Raw genomic sequence first — 16,350 nt, forward strand, 5'->3', positions numbered from 1 at the left:
TACTAACATCTTGAAGTGTTCTGAGGGCTATGCTATACTTTAAGTGTAGAAAATGCTTAGGCAAGAAGCATTAAATCTATTCGCGAATGTTCAAAGTACAAAAAGGAACCCCACGATAGAGCGGCTAAACTTTTATCGTGGGGTTCTTGCATACTTTGCGGCTATGCCAGACCGAGCCTAATCACCCAAGGATTAACGTGATTAACCAATCTAGGCATTTGGTAATGTAATTGGCAAGTACACTACCCATAACGGCAACCACGAAGGTGCGAATGTCCAAAGTACAGCCCTCCCTCCCGTTGCGGGATTCCAAAGAGGTTTGGGCAACCCATTTAGTATATCATAACCGAATAAAGAATTGAATCCCCCTGCAACCGCGAAGTTGCAGGGGGATTGTTGTATTACCTCTTCATATTAATCAGTGTCTCTAACATCTCATCACCTACGGTGATGACTTTGGAATTGGACTGGAAACCACGCTGGGTGATAATCATATCGGAAAATTCGTTGGCAATGTCGACATTGGACATTTCTAGAGCGGACGGGGTGATGGTTACCCCCAAATCCGTAGCCGTCTTTACATTGGGCGTACCGGAGTTGTTGGATTCCTGATACAAACTGCTGCCAGTTTTCAATAGACCAGAAGCATTGGTAAACTGTGCAATAGCAACCTGTGCTTCAGCCTGCTTTACACCATTCGTATAGGTACCGGTAATAACCCCTGAAGAATCCACCGACACACTCTTTAAGGTTCCAGCAGCATTACCATCAGTTGTTCCATTTATAGTGCTATTTCCTGCATATTGTGTAAGCTGGCTCAAATCCACATTAATAGTTTGTGAACCTGTAGAACCATTTGTAAGCGTCAGATTCAAGTTACCTGACCCTTCACTATATTTTCCCGTAGTAGTAAACTGTAATGTAGTATCCGCCATAGATATAGTGGTTGTACTTCCATCAGGTTCAGTAACGGTTGTAGAACCCGACCCATCCAAATTAATCTGTGCCGTCCACTGATTACCATTAATACTGTCCGTTTTAGTTTTAGTGAAATAAACAATAACAGAATGTGCATTGCCCAAAGTATCATAAATATTCAAGGATGTCGTAAGTGGCAGACTATATCCCATAGTATATGAACCGCTGGTTTTTACAGAAGTTGTTCCGTCGCTAAGCTCAATGCTTAAAGCATCAATTTTACTGGTATAGGTATCACCAGCTTTATAAGGTGTTGCGTCAGAATTATTAATTTTGAGGGTATTGCCATCTCCATCCGTCAATTTAATCGTAGATGTAGTCAGTCCTTTATTGGGCGTTAGCGTGACCGTACTTGAAGTAGTTGACCAGTTATCTTCCGTACCATCACCAGAAGTTACGGTTCCTGCCAAGCTAGAAATAGTTGGCGTGGATGCAGGCGAAATAGTCAACACACTCGATGACGGCAAGTCAGTAATACTAGATACGGTTGTCGACGGCAAACCAGTAATACTGGATACAGTTGCCGCTGGCAACCCAGTTATTGCCCCCAAAGTCAGGCTGACAGTGTCGCCAGCTGTAAAAGAAGACAAATCTATACCAGTAATAGTGGATCCTCCATCCGTCAAAGTTATCGTACCGGCAACTATATCAGCTGCTGTAAGCACGTGGCTTATTGTTCCCGATGGAACATATGTTGTAGACGACGAGCTGCTGATGTTCAATGTACCACCAGATACAGATGTACTACCAATGGTTCCAGAAACCGAAGACGTATAGCTGGTACCACTGTTATTGGTAAGCTCTCCACCAGTAGCCAATATCACCTTTTTCCCCTGCACACTAGCTACGGTATCACTAATAGATGCCCCTTTGATATAAGATCCAGTCTGGGTATATGGAAGATCAATAGTATCATTATTAGCCAACGTAACTGTATAATTAGTAGTAGTAGTATGGGTAAGCACACCACCAGTAACCAAAGTCACCTTATTCCCCTGCATGCTAGCCACTGTATCACTAAACGCTGCGTTTTTTGTATATGTTCCAGTTTGCGTAGGCGGTAAACTAATTTTCTCACCATTTCCAAGTGTTACCGTGTAAGTTGTACCGCTATTATTGTTCAACACACTACCAGTATTCAATGTAACAATTGCACCACTTATTTTATCCACAGTATCAGACAATGCTGAACCTTGTGCATATGAACCAGTGGATGTTGACGGCACGCTAACAGTATCCCCATTAGCCAAAGTAAGCGTAAATGTCTGGCTTGTAGTCCATTCAGCACCATCTTTTAATGTTGCTATACCTGAATTTAAGGACTGTACAGCCGGAAGGGTTCCACCAACATTGTACTTATTCGTAGATGTTTTTGGTATAGACAGTGAACTACCATCCGATAAAGTGGCTGTAGTTGCGCCTATAGCATAATTAGCATTCATCCCATATTGACCTTTAGCGGAAGTTATGCTGATGCCATTCGAAAATATTACATCCAAATTGCTGATGGTCGTTGTATATGTACCACCCACCGACCATGAATCTGTATTGGCGGGATCAATCGTTATTGTATTTCCTTTTGAATCGTTTAATTTTATTCCTGCAATGGTTTTTTCTGCAGCATTCAGATTATTGGCATAGGTCGCTGTCGTAGTAGCAGCTGATGCCATGGACTTACCTGCTTTTATCTGAATATCCCCAGCAGCTGCGTTGGTAGTCAACACCCCATCTTTAGCCGTCCACCCTTGCACTTTCATCCCATTTCCCGGCAGGACATAGTTGCCTTCTGCATCAAATTCAAAAGCGCCATCACGAGTATAATAGGTTTCATTTCCCGACTTCACCACAAACAACCCATTCCCCGACAGGCACAAGTCTGTGTTTTTACCAGTCGCTTGCACCGAACCGTCCGTAAAGAGCAAGTCAATGCTGGCCACGCCAGTCCCCAAGCCAATTTGTTTTGGGTTTGTGCCACCAATGGTATCTCCCGGTGCCGACGCGCCGGTTTGCGTCTGACTCAACGTATCCGCAAAAGTCACACGACTGGACTTAAAGCCCGTCGCATTCACATTCGCAATATTATTACCAATGACATCCATTCTGGTCTGATGTCCCTTTAATCCCGAAACGCCTGAAAAAAGTGAACGCATCATAATAAATCACTCTTCCTTTCCCATTCAGCCTTACAATATGGCGGCACTGTCGATGTTGGTGAAAATGTTTTCCTTGGCAGAGGCTTCGTCTACGGCGGTGATGACGGTGCGGTTCTTGACGCTGACCACCAGTGCTGTCTCTTTCATGAGGATGAGGGCGTCTTTGGCTCCTTTTTCCGCCATGCGGTCAACGGTTGCTCGAAGTTTTGACTTGTCATCTTCCGTCAGTTCCACACCTCTAAGCTTCATGCGCTTTTCCGCGTGGGCCGAAAATTTGACTTCCTCTGCCGCCCGCAGGTTGCGGGCAAATGCTGTGTCCTTTGCTCCCGACTGTCCCTGTCTTTTGCCGATTGGTGCCATTCCTTGCTCGGCTATGCTTGGTACTTTAGTGATTGTTTTCATGTCTATACTCCATCTTCTGCTATATCTAAAAAAGTATACTTTTTTAGATTGAACTTTTTTTATTGAATCTATTATGTTTATCGGCGAAAAAATGTATTTCTTAAGCCTAAATTTATCTTCTAAAAAACTATACCTTTCTAGATTGAACTTATCTTATGCCCCGCCCTGTTGCAGACCGTGCAGCAAGTGGGCTTTTTTTATGCAGTTTTACGTTTCGGGATGTTCTCGCTTATTTTTCAGCAGCTTGCACTTGCAATAGAATGTGGACAGCGGCATGCCGCAGTTCCTGGCTGCCACCTTGGCGCTACACCTCCTTGTCTGCCATCTTTGCCGCTGCCGGAAAAATTCTTTCGTCAGCTTCCTTTTCGGTCTACCAAAGCGCACACCCCGCTTTTTCGCCTCCACAATTCCCTCGGCCTGACGCTGACGGATATTAAGGCGTTCGTTTTCCGCCACGAAAGAGAGCACCTGCAGCACCAAGTCGCTGACAAAGGTTCCCAAAAGATTTTTCTCCCGCCGGGTATCTAGCAGAGGCATATCCAGCACCACGATGTCAGCGCCGATTTTTTTCGTAATATACCGCCACTCCTCGATAATCTCCTGATAATTGCGCCCCAGCCTGTCAATGGACTTAATGTACACCAAGGAATCCCCATCCAAATGACAAAGCAGTTTCTGGTACTTCGGCCGCAAAAAATCTTTGCCAGAAATCTTGTCCATGTAAATATTCTGTCCTTGCACTCCTTTCTCCTTCAGCGCAGTGAGTTGACGGTCAAAGCACTGCTCACGAGTACTGACCCGCACATAACCATAAATTTTTCTCATCCTCATACCTCCCAAGGATATATTCTACTTATAATTTAGGCTAAGGAGAGTTTTTTTTTCGCTAATTTATTGTTACAATATAAAGGAGAAAATGCAAAGGAGCGATTTCCATGAACGATAGCGGACTAACCCATTTTGACGAACAGGGGCAGGCCATTATGGTAGATGTGAGTGGCAAGACGGAAACCCACCGCACAGCAGTGGCTTCGGGGCTTATCAAGGTCAGCCAGTCGGTGTTTGAAGCCATCCGGCAGGGCACTGCCGCCAAGGGTGATGTGCTGGGCGTAGCCCGGATTGCGGGGATTATGGCGGCCAAGAACACCAGTTCCGTCATTCCCCTGTGCCATCCCCTGCCGCTTTCTAAGTGCAGCATTGATTTTGAGCTGCTCGAAGCAGAATGTGCCGTCAAGGCCATAGCCACGGTTAAGGTCACAGGGCTGACCGGCGTGGAAATGGAGGCGCTCCATGCCGTAAGCGTTGCCCTCTTAACCATCTACGATATGTGCAAGGCCATTGACAAGCGCATGGAAATCAGCGATATTCATTTGGATAAGAAAAGTGGCGGCAAAAGCGGCGAGTTTGTCCGCTAAACTGTCAAAAATAAAATGTATCCCCTCAGCAATCTGTGTTAAAATAGGAGGTATCATCGTCCAAGGAGGCTAACCATGCTTGTCTATATTTTGGCGGCTGCAGGGCTGGTGCTCTTGCTGCTCCTGTACCGCTATCTGAACAATAAAAAAATCTTCGCCTGCTTCTGCCTGACCCTGCTTTTGGCCGGGGGCATTGCCTATAAATTCTGGCCCGCGCCGGAACCGGCAGCTGCGCCCATCAGCGAGCAGGAGCGCTACGAACTCATGCAGCAGCAGCAGATATTTGCCGCCTGGTACAGTGACTACCAAAAGGATTTGGAGGAACTCGACCGCAACTGGCAGTGGTATCACCACATCATCGAAAATTTCAAAGAGGACAACATCAGCATCCAGACCACCTTCGTTCGTCTGAAACAGCTTGACCAGGACAGCCAAAAGCTCCGGGACAGAATTGCCCTGCATGCGCCTCCCGTGGCACTCAACGATGGCTGCTATGACCTCCTGACCGAAGTAGTCAACAAGACCAATGCCTACGCCGAAGCCCAGTACCGGGCCATCGCCTTGACAAGAGCCGCCGCTGACCCGGCCAACCTCAAAACCGACGACCAGGCCCAGCAGAGCAAAATGCTGCAGACCATCATGATACGAGAATCCCCAGTGGGCCTCTACACCGCCAAAGAAATCACCGCGATTCGGCAGTATCTTGATATTCCCGAAGAAAAAAGCAAATAAAAAGAGGGCTGCAAAATGCCCCTCTTAAATGCCAAAAGTCCGTTGACGTCAAATTCGTCAACGGACTTTTTCAACTTACAATTTATCTAGCCAGCGCCGCCCGCCGTCTAGCCCTAAGCTTATACCAAATCATCGGCGCAATCAGCAAAGGCACACCGGTGAAGAAGGCTGCCTGCAAATCCGGCATAAACACCATGATGATGAGGCAGACAACCTGTGACCAGATGCCAAAGAGCGTCACATACGGGAAGAACGGCGTTTTGTACTTGAGGCTGTCCTCCGTACCAGCGGCAATCATGGCCTTGCGGCTGCGATACTGACTCCAGCAGATGGAAATCCAGGCAATCGCACCCGTGAAGCCCGACACCGCGAGCAAGTAGGTGTAAATCACCGAATCGGGATTGAATGCGTAAAGCATGATAACCGCCCAGCAAGCACAGATGGAAATCCAAATGGCATGCGAGGGCATACCGTTTTTATTGAGATTGCCAAACGCCTTGGGCGCCATATCCATTTTCGCCAAAGCGTGCATGGCACGCGCCGCACCATAAAGCCCCGAATTGGAGCAGGAAATGGCCGCCGTCAAAATGACGAAAGCAAAGAATGCGCCAAAGCCCGTCAACCCATAATGGTTAACCGCCGCCGCAAAGACGCTTTCCTCCAAGGAAGCCTTATCCCACGGCAGGATGGAAACGAGCAGCGTAATCGGAATGATGTAGAGCGCGATAATCCGCCACGTTACATTGCGCACCGCAATGGGGATGCTCTTGGCTGGTTCCCTGCACTCGCCCGCCGCCAGGCCGATAATTTCCGTGCCCTGGAAGTTTACGAGAATAATCACCATCGTGAGCACAATCGACCAATAGCCATTCGGCGCAAAACCACCGCTGCCCAACAGCACGCTCGTGCCGATATAGCCCTGGTCGCCAATCACGCCGAAGCAAATGAGCCCCGCCACAATACTGAACGCCACCAGCGCCACGATTTTTATCAACGCCAGCCAGGACTCACTTTCCCCGAATTTATCCACATGAAAGAGGTTAATACAGGTTACCAGCAGACTGAAAAGGACTGCCCACCAGAGCTGACTCACCGCCGGCAAAAAGAAATTCATGATAATGCCCGCGGCAATCATTTCCGAGGGAACATACGCGACCCAGGTAAGCCAGTAAGCCCAGCCTACACCACAGGCCCAGGTGGGCGAAATATGCTCCTTGGCATAGGTGACAAACGAACCGGAGATAGGCTTTTCCACCGCCAGTTCCGCAAGGCATAGCATGACGCACAGGACGATAATGCCCCCCAAAAGATACGCGAGTACCGACGCCGGGCCTGCCTGCTCCAGCACATATCCCGTCCCCAGGAAATAACCGCTGCCAATGACTCCCCCTAAGGAAATCAGCTGCAAGTGCCTGTTCTTCAGACCTCTGTTCATTTTTTCTTCGTTCATGACCTTAATAACACAACCTTCCCAGCACCGCTGCTTTCTGTGATTTGTATAGCTGCTGCCATCCGCGGCGCTTCATGTAATAAACTAAGAATACTACAAACCCCAGCGAATTACCATAAAAATTTTTATCATTACGCCCTTTTTTTCCATGTATACAATCGGTATACTATAAGAAGAAATTTTATCGCAAAATTAGGAGGCAATATGCATAGCTACCGCACCATTGAAGAGACAGACGACAGCGTAGAAACCCTCTACGAAATCCAAAAGTCAAAATTCATCACCCACCTGCGCCATGTGGACAATGAAGAAGATGCCCGCGAATTCATCACCGCCATCAAGAAACGCTACTTCGACGCCCGTCACAACTGCTCCGCCTACGTCCTCGGCGAAAAAGCCGACAAACAAAAATCCAACGATGACGGCGAACCCGGCGGCACCGCAGGCAATCCCATCCTCGAAGCCATCAAAAAAAACGGGCTGACCAACATCGTCGTGGTCGTCACCCGTTACTTTGGCGGTATTAAATTAGGCGCAGGCGGCCTGATTCGTGCTTACTCCCACGCCGCAGCCCTGGGCATTGAAGCCGCCACCACCTTGGAAATGACCCCCTTTGCCCAACTCGATGTAGCCGTAAGCTACGAACACCTCGCTACCATCGAACACTATATGCGGCAAAACGAAATCAGAAGCCTGGAAGCCGACTACGCCGAAGGCGTAACCCTGCACCTCCTGATTCCCCCTGCCGATATCGAAAAAATCCACGAAGATATCACCAACCTAACCGCCGGCCGTGCACAAATAAAAAATGGCGATGAAGAACTCATCGCCATTCCCATCAAATAATCTTCTCCCCGTGATACAATTCTCCGCCAATATCCGGCTTCACGCCGTACTCAATCGCCCATTCGCATTTATACTTAATCGCCTGCGCATGAATCGTCTCTATCCTATCCTGCGTGCGCACGATTTTCCCCGGCACACCAACCACCAGGGAATTTGGCGGAATCACATCATTTTCCTTCACCAAGGCACCCGCAGCGATGATGGAGCCTCGGCCAATCTTTGCCCCCGTCAGCACCGTGGCACTCATGCCAATCAGCACATGGTCCTCAATTTCGCAGCCATGGAGCACCGCCCCGTGACCCACCGTCACATAATCACCAATGATGCAGGGCGCATCATCTGCCACATGGAGGCACACCAAATCCTGCACATTGGAGCACTCTCCGACCGAGATATAATTCACATCCCCCCGGGCTACCACCCCCGGCCACAGGCTGGAATACTTTCCCACCCGCACATCACCGGACAAAAAAACTTGAGGAGCCACAAAAGCTTCCTCATGAATCTGGGGACGCATGCCCTTAAACACATCATCTTTCAGCGTATACAATGAAATTCCTCCTACGTGGGCCCTGGAGTCAACCGTCAATCTGGCTCTTGGCCAATTCTAAAATATCTGCCTGATTCTTCGTGCGGTCACCGGCAATCCGTGCCGCAATATCCTCGGGCGAGCCTTCCGCTGGGGCAGACTCCTCTGCTGGCGGTGGCGGCGAAGCAGGCTTTTTCACACCAGCCATTGCCTCTGCCTCCATTTCCTCCTGCGTAAGATTCGACCCCGGCGTTGCCACATAGAAAGGCTTCATCTCCAGCATTTCCATGTTCATCTTACGATTGCCCTGAAAAACCCGATGTCCCGTCTGAATCGGCTCCGACATGATATCTCCTCCCATCTTGCGCGCCTTACATCTTAACCTCCCTTTCGACAATTATCCCGCAAAATCCTGCCTGTTAAAAAATTCTCCCGCGTACGTTCCCCGTAAACTTACCGATTTCCTCCATAAAATTCTTCCAAGGCTCCGGCATCGCATCGCCCCGCAAAACATAACAGCCCGTGTCCTCCGAACCATCACGCCAGCTGAGCTTCCATTCCACCCGCGGCAGGAAATCATCCGTCACACCGTCCTGCTGCACCTGCCACTCCGCCGCATGCTCCGCAATCCGCTCCAAGAGCAGCGGCACATTGCGCACCGAATCAAAGGCATGGCGTTCCGTACCCAAGCCCTGCTTATGCCGCGTGAAAACCAAAATATGCTTGCCACGATTAATAATCAGCTTTTCCACAAGGCTGATTTTTTTTGACTTTGGCAGATAGATGTTCCCCCGCGGATTGTCCATCGTATCATGCAAGATGAGCGCCACCTGCTCTAGCTGCCGCACGCGGTTAATCTCCACCCCGGGAATCTCATTCATCAGGTCAATAAACGCCGCCCAGCTGCCCGGATGCGCATTATCCCCCACAATCCGCCGCATACCCAACTTGCTATCCTTAAACGAGAGCCGCCACAAACTATGCCGTTCCGGCGGCACCGGCGGCTGATAACTCGCCCGCCAGGCACCAAGATGCAGCTTCTCCAACCGCCGCAGCCAACGCCGCCCACCGTCCAAAACCGCAAACTCACCATCACCCACACGGTAAAAAAGCTGCCGCTCCCGTACAGAAAGCTCCACCTTTAAGTTCATATCCTCTATCTCAAAACAAAGCTGTTCTAACAATCATTTGCCCTCCATTCCATGTTCTCATGTATATCATAGTAAAAAGCACACCTCGTTGCAATAGCCCATCAAAAATAGCATCAATCTATCTTCTAAACTTAATGTCGAAAATACCATCTCCATCACGGACTACCGCTAACATGAAGCCTGGTCTAAGTACTTGGAAAAAACTTTCAGCAAAATAGCCGCATTTTCTTTTGCCGCTGGTAGCGATATCCTATATAATCAGATTACAGATGATATGCAAGAGCTCACAAAACTGCCAAAAGGCTCTCACATAGGTCAATTGAATTGTTCCTATCTTTCCGATATGCTTCCACCACAATTTCTAATGCATTATGATTATGAATTTCTCTATCAGATGCAATGCAAATTAGAACAAATGAGAAAATTTGCCAAAACAGGTAAAACCATTATCGCACATAGTGTGTTAGAAGAATTAATCTTCTATTTATGTAATGAAGAAGCACTTATACTACTTGAATCAAAAAAAGACTCCCTAGTATCAAATTTAAAAGATAAAAAATATACCAATGATTGGATTTTTGACTTATTTGATGATATGGATATTGTCACTTGTCTTTTCTCTAATCTATATTTAACTGCTGATAATATTTATCATTTTTCGCATTGGGACGAAATTCAATCCTTTGTAGACAATTGACACAGCAGAACAATGCTTGAAGATTATTATCTATACTGGTTACAACATTCAACTACATAATTAATTTCCTTACATTTCATACCATTAAACATTGGTAAACTTAAAACTTCATTTGCATAGCATTCTGCTGTAGGAAAAGAAGTAGTATTCCATCCAACTTTTTTAAAACAATCAGCCAAGTGCGGTGGAATAGGATAGTGAATTATCGTGTCTATTCCTTTATCATGCAAATATGATTTGAATTTATCCCTTTCCTTTGTCCGAATTACAAATTGGTGATAAACATGATTTGTCCCCATTCTTGTCGCAGGTAATTTTATTTTTTCATTAGATATTTCCGTCAAATATTTCTTTGCAATTTTTACCCGTTCACATATCAAATCAGTTAAATGCCTCAGCTTTACTCTTAACAAGGCAGCTTGCAGTTCATCCAAACGTGAATTTATACCCTCTATTTCATTATGATATTTGACTCTGCTGCCGTAATTACGTAACATTCTTATCTTATTAGCAAATTCTTCATTATTTGTTACCACCGCACCTGCATCACCAAATGCGCCTAAATTCTTTGTAGGATAAAAACTAAAACACCCTGCAATACCAAAAGTCCCTGTCATTTTGTTTTCGAAACAAGCACCATGCGATTGGGCACAATCTTCCACTATATGCAGAGCATACTTCAGCGAAATTTCTTTTATTCTATCCATAGCAGCTGCCTGACCATAAAGATGAACCACCATAATTGCCTTGGTCCGCTTTGTGATTGCATCTTCCACCTTATTTGCATCGATGCAATAAAACTCATCTGGTTCCACAAATACAGGCGTTGCACCATTTTCAGTAATAGCCAGCACAGTCGCTATATATGTATTAGACGGGACAATAACCTCGTCTCCAGCTCCAATCCCTAACGCCCGTAAGGATAGGGTCAACGCATCTAACCCCGATGCAACTCCGATGCAAAAATTACTACCAATGTATGCCGCATATTCTTTTTCAAAAGCTTCAACCTCCGGGCCTAGTATATACCATCCAGAACGCAATACCCGTAAAGCAGCCTCCTCATATTCAGATTGATACATATCAAACTGTCTTCCTAATATATTCAGATCTATTTTCATGAAATACACCTGCCTAGTCTTCTATAATAACTACTTATATCTTTATAAGAATACTCATAGAATTTTTAAATCAGTAACAGGATGAACTTTACGTTGCTCTTGTGGAGGAAGTTCCATGTAATTTCCAAATTTAAAATTCAGATACTCATCATAATTATAAATTCCATCAAACTCTTTTTTTTCAAATTCAATAATCTTACTCTTTTCATACCATTTCCGCAAATAACCATATTCGCGATTTGGTGTCGGAAATGTAAGAATCCGTACCCATTTCGTATTCTTTGTATTCCCAGCTTCTAAAAAATTTTCATAATGCTTAAAAATCCGTTCTCGTGGAATACCTGATAAAAATGCATACCACTTGCGCATCAGCCAACTCTTATCCGCCACACGTCCAACCTCTGACCATAACACTTTGCGAATACAAAAACAATGAAAATTGTGCCATATTCTTTCCCAACGCCCATCTGGTACATTATCTAACGGAAAAATGTCGATAAATATCCCCTGATGGTACGGCATATGCTCCTGATGTTCACGCAGAAACAACGTTCCCTTACGACGCAGTTTCCCATACCCCCAACGATACCCGGGGGTATTACGATAATCCTGAAAAATAAACCGTGAAGTATCTAGTTCTTTTTGACATGCCCGATAAAATTTTTCATATTCTGGGCGAAGCAGAGCCACATCCGCATCATCATCCCAAGGGATAAAACCACCATGGCGTACTGCTCCTAATAATGTGCCCGCAATAATATTATACCGAATACCACATTTTTTACAGATTCGGTCTACCTCTTCAAGCATCTCCAATTCGATTAATTGCACCGCTCGCAACTGTTCTGCAGTAAGATTTACCATGCCTTTACAATTTCTCCTCTCGACTCTTGAGGAATCGCTCCATAAAATCAGCCAGGGCTATCGACTCGTCCCTCGTAAGCTTAAACGCACCATCTTCATGATAATGATTAATTGCCGCCACAAAATCCCGAATCTCATAGCGAAGCCCATCACCAGCAAACTTTGTATATACCTGCTCATTCTCATTAATATCTTCCCGGCAAACTTCAAAGCTGGTCGTCTTCCACCAAGGAGCCTTGACTTTGATATACCCTTGCGTTCCAGAGATAATCAACTCACCTTCAGACTTTACCCTCAAACCTGTTTTCGCAGTGGCCAGCGCATTCGGGTAGCGAAAATAAGCTTTCGTGTAAATATCCAAACCATTATCCGCTAAAAATGATTCAAAACGAACTTCATCACAATTCGCTCCCAAAATCTTGATAATCGGCAAAAGTGTATAACTACCAAATTCGGTAAAGCTTCCACCATACTCTTTATCCGTCAACTCACGTAAATTCGAGGAAGTAAGTCTTGTAAAGCAAGACTCAACATCATAAATCCTGCCGATAACGCCACTTTTCGCCATACTCAACAGACGAACAAACCCTGGTGCGTATGCGGTTTTGATGGCCTCCATCAAAATACAGCCTTTTTTCTCTGCCAAGTCATATAATTCTGCTGCTTCCTGCTTTTTCAAGGCCATCGGTTTTTCACAAAGCACATTACACTCATGCTCCAGTGCCTCCCTAGCATAAGTATAGTGCGTTTGATGTGGTGATGCAATATACACCGCATTAACCCGTGGCCATAAATCCTCCAATGCACTAACATGAAAACCTAGCTCATATTCCTGTTGAAATCGTGCGGCACTATTCTCATGAGGATTATATACCCCTTCCACATTTATACCACTGACAAAAACCGATTCTTTTACAAACCGACCAGCGATGCGGCCAGTACCAATCACACCCAATTTTACCAGCTCATAGTTCTGATTGCGCCGCATTGTGCTGGAAATTCCCTTTGTCCGTTCCAAATAGACAACTTCGCAATACTCAGACAGATAATCAAATTTCCCCGTCCAATCCGAACCGACAGTAAATACATCTACTTGATATTTTTGAATGTCTTCAACCTTTTGTCCAACGTGATCTTCGATAATGATCTTATCCGCAAACCCCGTTTTCTTTACATTATCAATCCGTTCCATTAGGGAATTGACCACATTAAGTTTACCTCGTTCTTCATCATAATGATCTGTGGTAACCCCAACAATAAGATAATCCCCTAATGCCTTTGCTCGTTTCAACAAGCGATAATGCCCCTCATGAAAAAGATCAAACGATCCATAGGTTATAACCTTACGCATATATACTCCCCCGAATATATAACGGACAAACATTAGCCATCAATAATTGATTACATCTTCAATACTAAGCAATCTATGACTGTTTCCTAATTGTTTTTTTATTTCTCTCATAAAATAAGATGCTGTCACAACAATCGCATCACATTTTGGCAGTTCTTCCGTCGGAATATAGATTGCAGCATCAGCTGATAACACATTCTTCCTTTTATCTACAATTCCCAGTACTTTTATCTCTGTTCCACGCAAATCACATAATAAATGTCGTCCCAAAGGTCCATATCCATAAATCAAAATGGAGTGGATGTCCATTTTGATTAAATTATCTGAAATAGTACCATTTTTCTCCCACAATGTCATCCAGCTATCCATTATTTTAAAATATTTTTCAAACTTTTCCCCTTTTCTTCGTAGAGTTGTTACGTATTTATTTTCATATTTTCCCTTATACTTAGGAATGTACTCTACATACTTGGATTTAGCATACGTTATCGCCTCTAAGAACTTTGTCCCATAGCGCTCATCCGGTTCAAGGTACATCCCTTCTCCCCATTCATTCCAAGCATTCAAAAAAACAATATCATTGTTGTATGCAGCATTTTTCGCCATCAATTCAACTAAATATTCACCAAACAATTCTGGAGTCGAACCTTTAACTAAAAAACCTTTATTTCCATGCCTTGGTGTATCATCATACCCAACAAATCCTCCAAAGAATGTTTTCTTTGCTCTCGGTCCTTCTTGTAGTATATTCTCCCAAATATCCTTATATTCATAATAAGCAATCCCATCATACTCCTGTTTTCTTTTTGCTATTTGTATTCCACTAGATGGTTCAAAGTTTGTCTCAGCATCTATTGATTCTCCAGCCAATGCGTTACAATTTGCACCAACTACATAAATTCCATCTATACCATATTTAACTATTTCTTTTTTCCAATACTTCAACATTTCATTTATACATTCAATATCATCAGACTTATAAATAACAAGTAGCGGCTTATTTTCAACTTTAATGTATCGTGAATCCTTAAAAAAAGGGATTAAATACTCAAGATGCTCTCTCCAAGCATCTTCATCGCCGTATGCTTGTTCTAATAATATACCATTTTCATCGGAACAATTCCTCACCTCATTTTTATTCGTCCATACATTTTTCTTTTTTATATTACTCCACGAACGTGCCCATGTTTCATTTGCCCAGCAAAAACAAAATGGCATATCAATATCTTTCCACTGAAGAAGATTTTCCACTGGCTGTTCAAGAATTTTTCGTCCATCTTTAAACCAATAGTGATATATACACAAACCATCAACACTATATTTACGCATCAAATCTGCTTGCCATTTCAGCGTTTCCTTATCGGTTAAATCATAATAATAATGATTTAACGGTACACGCGGCTGATAGTGTCCTTCAAATAAAGGACGTGCTTCCTTAGCACTAACCCAATCTGTAAAACCATTCCCCCACCATTCACTATTTTCCACAACTTCATGAAATTGTGGGAGATACATCGCAATAACTTTCATAACATTTCTCTCATATCCATTTCCGATTTCATAACTTCTCTATAAAAATTCGCCATTTTTAAGTTATTTTCCTTACGTTTACCAATGGTACAAGAACCTGAATAATGATGTACACAAAAAGTATTATCTGTTATCAATGGTTTTCCGGAGAATGCCAATGTTCCACTCATAACTTCCACTGGATAAATCGTTAGATTTGCAACATTCTGTAACTCATTTCCGTCCTTATAACCATGCTCCTTCATAACTTCTGTTTCATAATCAGGCCCCACTTTCATCTTCATTCCATCTGAAAAATCAAACTCCGTCTTTTTGTATATATCACACATTTCAACCATAATATCCAGCCCCGGCATTCCACCGAACCCCAAGCCAAGATTAATACGTTTATCCATTTGAACTCCAGCAAATCCTTTTTGATATAATAGTTCTTCTAAATTTCGAATCACTTCTACGTCTGTATCTAAATAAATCCCTCCATATTGGTAAATGATATCCTTTCTTGCATAATCTGGAACAAATCCCCATCGCCCCTCCTCATATGCTTTTCTCATATAGGGATTCTTCTTCACATCATAGTTGCTTTCATCCCAGCGTATAATCTCAAAATCTGGACACTTATCCTTCCAACCTGCTATAAATCGCTGCTGCTCCTCCGGTATTTCAGCCTTGCCGAACCAACAATAATGAATGTACTTGGGAATAATTGGCTTTTGAGTCAATCTAAAATCCAAAGGATGACCAATAATTTCATTTGACTCCGGCTCTGCAAAGATAAAGCTTAGGAAAAAACATTCTAACTCATCTGGAACCCCCTGATTTAAGAGCGACTCATATAACTCGCGTCCAGCGCCTGAAATACCTGCCGAAATCAAAACAACTGTCTTCTCTAGCGAAAAAGACAGTTCTGACATCACATTCCATGGTAAAACACAAAATGATTGTCCTTCACATGTCAACGTTTTGCCCTGCTTATTAGGGTCATTATCTACTACAACCTTAACATATGGTTCCAGGCGAACTAATTTACAAACCTTATGTAGTAGTTTGCCTGCACCAAAGCATATGACATCTTTATCCCTAATATATTCAACAAACGCAGGCAACGGCATATTTCGCAAACGCACAGCT

The 16,350-nt window shown here is 44.2% G+C and carries 16 protein-coding genes; 4 read left to right on the forward strand and 12 right to left on the reverse strand.

Annotated features, from left to right (window positions below; genetic code table 11):
- Positions 1-401: 401 nt before the first annotated feature.
- The 3 genes from T320_RS14950 to T320_RS06530 all read right to left on the reverse strand — a co-directional run bounded on the left by T320_RS14950 (position 402) and on the right by T320_RS06530 (position 4,358).
- Positions 402-3,131: a flagellar hook-basal body complex protein gene (locus T320_RS14950; RefSeq protein WP_051608635.1), complete on the reverse strand. Its 2,730-nt coding sequence runs from the start codon at positions 3,129-3,131 to the stop codon at positions 402-404.
- Positions 3,132-3,161: 30 nt separating this feature from the next.
- Positions 3,162-3,533, reverse strand: coding sequence for a TIGR02530 family flagellar biosynthesis protein (locus T320_RS06525; protein WP_037354184.1), 372 nt, complete (start codon positions 3,531-3,533; stop codon positions 3,162-3,164).
- A gap of 207 nt (positions 3,534-3,740) precedes the next feature.
- Positions 3,741-4,358 (reverse strand): recombinase family protein, encoded by a 618-nt coding sequence (locus tag T320_RS06530; protein ID WP_037354187.1) that lies wholly within the window; start codon positions 4,356-4,358, stop codon positions 3,741-3,743.
- A gap of 110 nt (positions 4,359-4,468) precedes the next feature.
- Here T320_RS06530 and moaC point away from each other — a divergent pair, with 110 nt between their 5' ends.
- Complete coding sequence (moaC, locus tag T320_RS06535) at positions 4,469-4,948, forward strand: cyclic pyranopterin monophosphate synthase MoaC (protein ID WP_037354189.1); 480 nt, start codon at positions 4,469-4,471, stop codon at positions 4,946-4,948.
- Between the two features lie 75 nt (positions 4,949-5,023).
- A complete protein-coding gene (locus T320_RS06540) occupies positions 5,024-5,680 on the forward strand; it encodes a hypothetical protein (RefSeq protein ID WP_037354191.1) in 657 nt (218 codons plus the stop codon).
- Between the two features lie 82 nt (positions 5,681-5,762).
- Here T320_RS06540 and T320_RS06545 read toward each other — a convergent pair whose 3' ends face one another.
- Complete coding sequence (locus T320_RS06545; RefSeq protein ID WP_037354194.1) at positions 5,763-7,130, reverse strand: amino acid permease; 1,368 nt, start codon at positions 7,128-7,130, stop codon at positions 5,763-5,765.
- A 204-nt stretch (positions 7,131-7,334) separates the two neighbouring features.
- Here T320_RS06545 and T320_RS06550 point away from each other — a divergent pair, with 204 nt between their 5' ends.
- Positions 7,335-7,976, forward strand: coding sequence for a YigZ family protein (locus tag T320_RS06550; RefSeq protein ID WP_037354196.1), 642 nt, complete (start codon positions 7,335-7,337; stop codon positions 7,974-7,976).
- Here the strand turns inward: T320_RS06550 and T320_RS06555 are convergent.
- The 3 genes from T320_RS06555 to T320_RS06565 all read right to left on the reverse strand — a co-directional run bounded on the left by T320_RS06555 (position 7,969) and on the right by T320_RS06565 (position 9,689).
- The gene (locus tag T320_RS06555) at positions 7,969-8,493 is read right to left on the reverse strand and encodes a gamma carbonic anhydrase family protein (protein ID WP_143035211.1); all 525 of its coding nucleotides are present in this window, start codon (positions 8,491-8,493) and stop codon (positions 7,969-7,971) included. The two genes, T320_RS06550 and T320_RS06555, sit on opposite strands and share 8 nt — an antisense overlap.
- A gap of 61 nt (positions 8,494-8,554) precedes the next feature.
- Positions 8,555-8,851, reverse strand: a complete 297-nt coding sequence (locus T320_RS06560) for a hypothetical protein (RefSeq protein WP_026759253.1) — start codon at positions 8,849-8,851, stop codon at positions 8,555-8,557.
- 73 nt (positions 8,852-8,924) lie between these two features.
- Complete coding sequence (locus tag T320_RS06565; RefSeq protein ID WP_037354198.1) at positions 8,925-9,689, reverse strand: hypothetical protein; 765 nt, start codon at positions 9,687-9,689, stop codon at positions 8,925-8,927.
- A 160-nt stretch (positions 9,690-9,849) separates the two neighbouring features.
- On the opposite strand from T320_RS06565, the gene T320_RS06570 reads away from it, so the two are divergent.
- Positions 9,850-10,353, forward strand: coding sequence for a hypothetical protein (locus tag T320_RS06570; RefSeq protein ID WP_051608636.1), 504 nt, complete (start codon positions 9,850-9,852; stop codon positions 10,351-10,353).
- Between the two features lie 26 nt (positions 10,354-10,379).
- Here T320_RS06570 and T320_RS06575 read toward each other — a convergent pair whose 3' ends face one another.
- The 5 genes from T320_RS06575 to T320_RS14365 are packed head-to-tail and all read right to left on the reverse strand — an operon-like array spanning position 10,380 to position 16,346.
- On the reverse strand, positions 10,380-11,474 hold the full coding sequence (locus T320_RS06575; protein WP_037354201.1) for a DegT/DnrJ/EryC1/StrS family aminotransferase: 1,095 nt from the start codon (positions 11,472-11,474) through the stop codon (positions 10,380-10,382).
- A gap of 54 nt (positions 11,475-11,528) precedes the next feature.
- A complete protein-coding gene (locus T320_RS06580; protein ID WP_051608637.1) occupies positions 11,529-12,338 on the reverse strand; it encodes a LicD family protein in 810 nt (269 codons plus the stop codon).
- Positions 12,339-12,342: 4 nt separating this feature from the next.
- Complete coding sequence (locus T320_RS06585; RefSeq protein WP_037354205.1) at positions 12,343-13,689, reverse strand: Gfo/Idh/MocA family oxidoreductase; 1,347 nt, start codon at positions 13,687-13,689, stop codon at positions 12,343-12,345.
- A gap of 39 nt (positions 13,690-13,728) precedes the next feature.
- Complete coding sequence (locus T320_RS06590; protein ID WP_051608638.1) at positions 13,729-15,219, reverse strand: glycoside hydrolase family 99-like domain-containing protein; 1,491 nt, start codon at positions 15,217-15,219, stop codon at positions 13,729-13,731.
- Positions 15,216-16,346 (reverse strand): glycosyltransferase family 32 protein, encoded by a 1,131-nt coding sequence (locus T320_RS14365; RefSeq protein ID WP_156032760.1) that lies wholly within the window; start codon positions 16,344-16,346, stop codon positions 15,216-15,218. The genes T320_RS06590 and T320_RS14365 overlap by 4 nt, the downstream gene beginning before the upstream one ends.
- Positions 16,347-16,350 lie beyond the last annotated feature (4 nt).

This window comes from Selenomonas sp. FC4001 (assembly GCF_000701565.1).
Classification (GTDB): Bacteria; Bacillota; Negativicutes; order Selenomonadales; family Selenomonadaceae; genus Selenomonas_A; species Selenomonas_A ruminantium_B.

What these genes read in the sequence shown, in the direction of transcription:
- T320_RS14950 (WP_051608635.1), bottom strand. Translation starts at nt 3,131, where the DNA reads ATGATGCGTTCACTTTTTTCAGGCGTTTCGGGATTAAAGGGACATCAG.
- T320_RS06525 (WP_037354184.1), bottom strand. Translation starts at nt 3,533, where the DNA reads ATGAAAACAATCACTAAAGTACCAAGCATAGCCGAGCAAGGAATGGCA.
- T320_RS06530 (WP_037354187.1), bottom strand. Translation starts at nt 4,358, where the DNA reads ATGAGAAAAATTTATGGTTATGTGCGGGTCAGTACTCGTGAGCAGTGC.
- moaC (WP_037354189.1), top strand. Translation starts at nt 4,469, where the DNA reads ATGAACGATAGCGGACTAACCCATTTTGACGAACAGGGGCAGGCCATT.
- T320_RS06540 (WP_037354191.1), top strand. Translation starts at nt 5,024, where the DNA reads ATGCTTGTCTATATTTTGGCGGCTGCAGGGCTGGTGCTCTTGCTGCTC.
- T320_RS06545 (WP_037354194.1), bottom strand. Translation starts at nt 7,130, where the DNA reads ATGAACGAAGAAAAAATGAACAGAGGTCTGAAGAACAGGCACTTGCAG.
- T320_RS06550 (WP_037354196.1), top strand. Translation starts at nt 7,335, where the DNA reads ATGCATAGCTACCGCACCATTGAAGAGACAGACGACAGCGTAGAAACC.
- T320_RS06555 (WP_143035211.1), bottom strand. Translation starts at nt 8,493, where the DNA reads ATGCGTCCCCAGATTCATGAGGAAGCTTTTGTGGCTCCTCAAGTTTTT.
- T320_RS06560 (WP_026759253.1), bottom strand. Translation starts at nt 8,851, where the DNA reads ATGTCGGAGCCGATTCAGACGGGACATCGGGTTTTTCAGGGCAATCGT.
- T320_RS06575 (WP_037354201.1), bottom strand. Translation starts at nt 11,474, where the DNA reads ATGAAAATAGATCTGAATATATTAGGAAGACAGTTTGATATGTATCAA.
- T320_RS06580 (WP_051608637.1), bottom strand. Translation starts at nt 12,338, where the DNA reads ATGGTAAATCTTACTGCAGAACAGTTGCGAGCGGTGCAATTAATCGAA.
- T320_RS06585 (WP_037354205.1), bottom strand. Translation starts at nt 13,689, where the DNA reads ATGCGTAAGGTTATAACCTATGGATCGTTTGATCTTTTTCATGAGGGG.
- T320_RS06590 (WP_051608638.1), bottom strand. Translation starts at nt 15,219, where the DNA reads ATGAAAGTTATTGCGATGTATCTCCCACAATTTCATGAAGTTGTGGAA.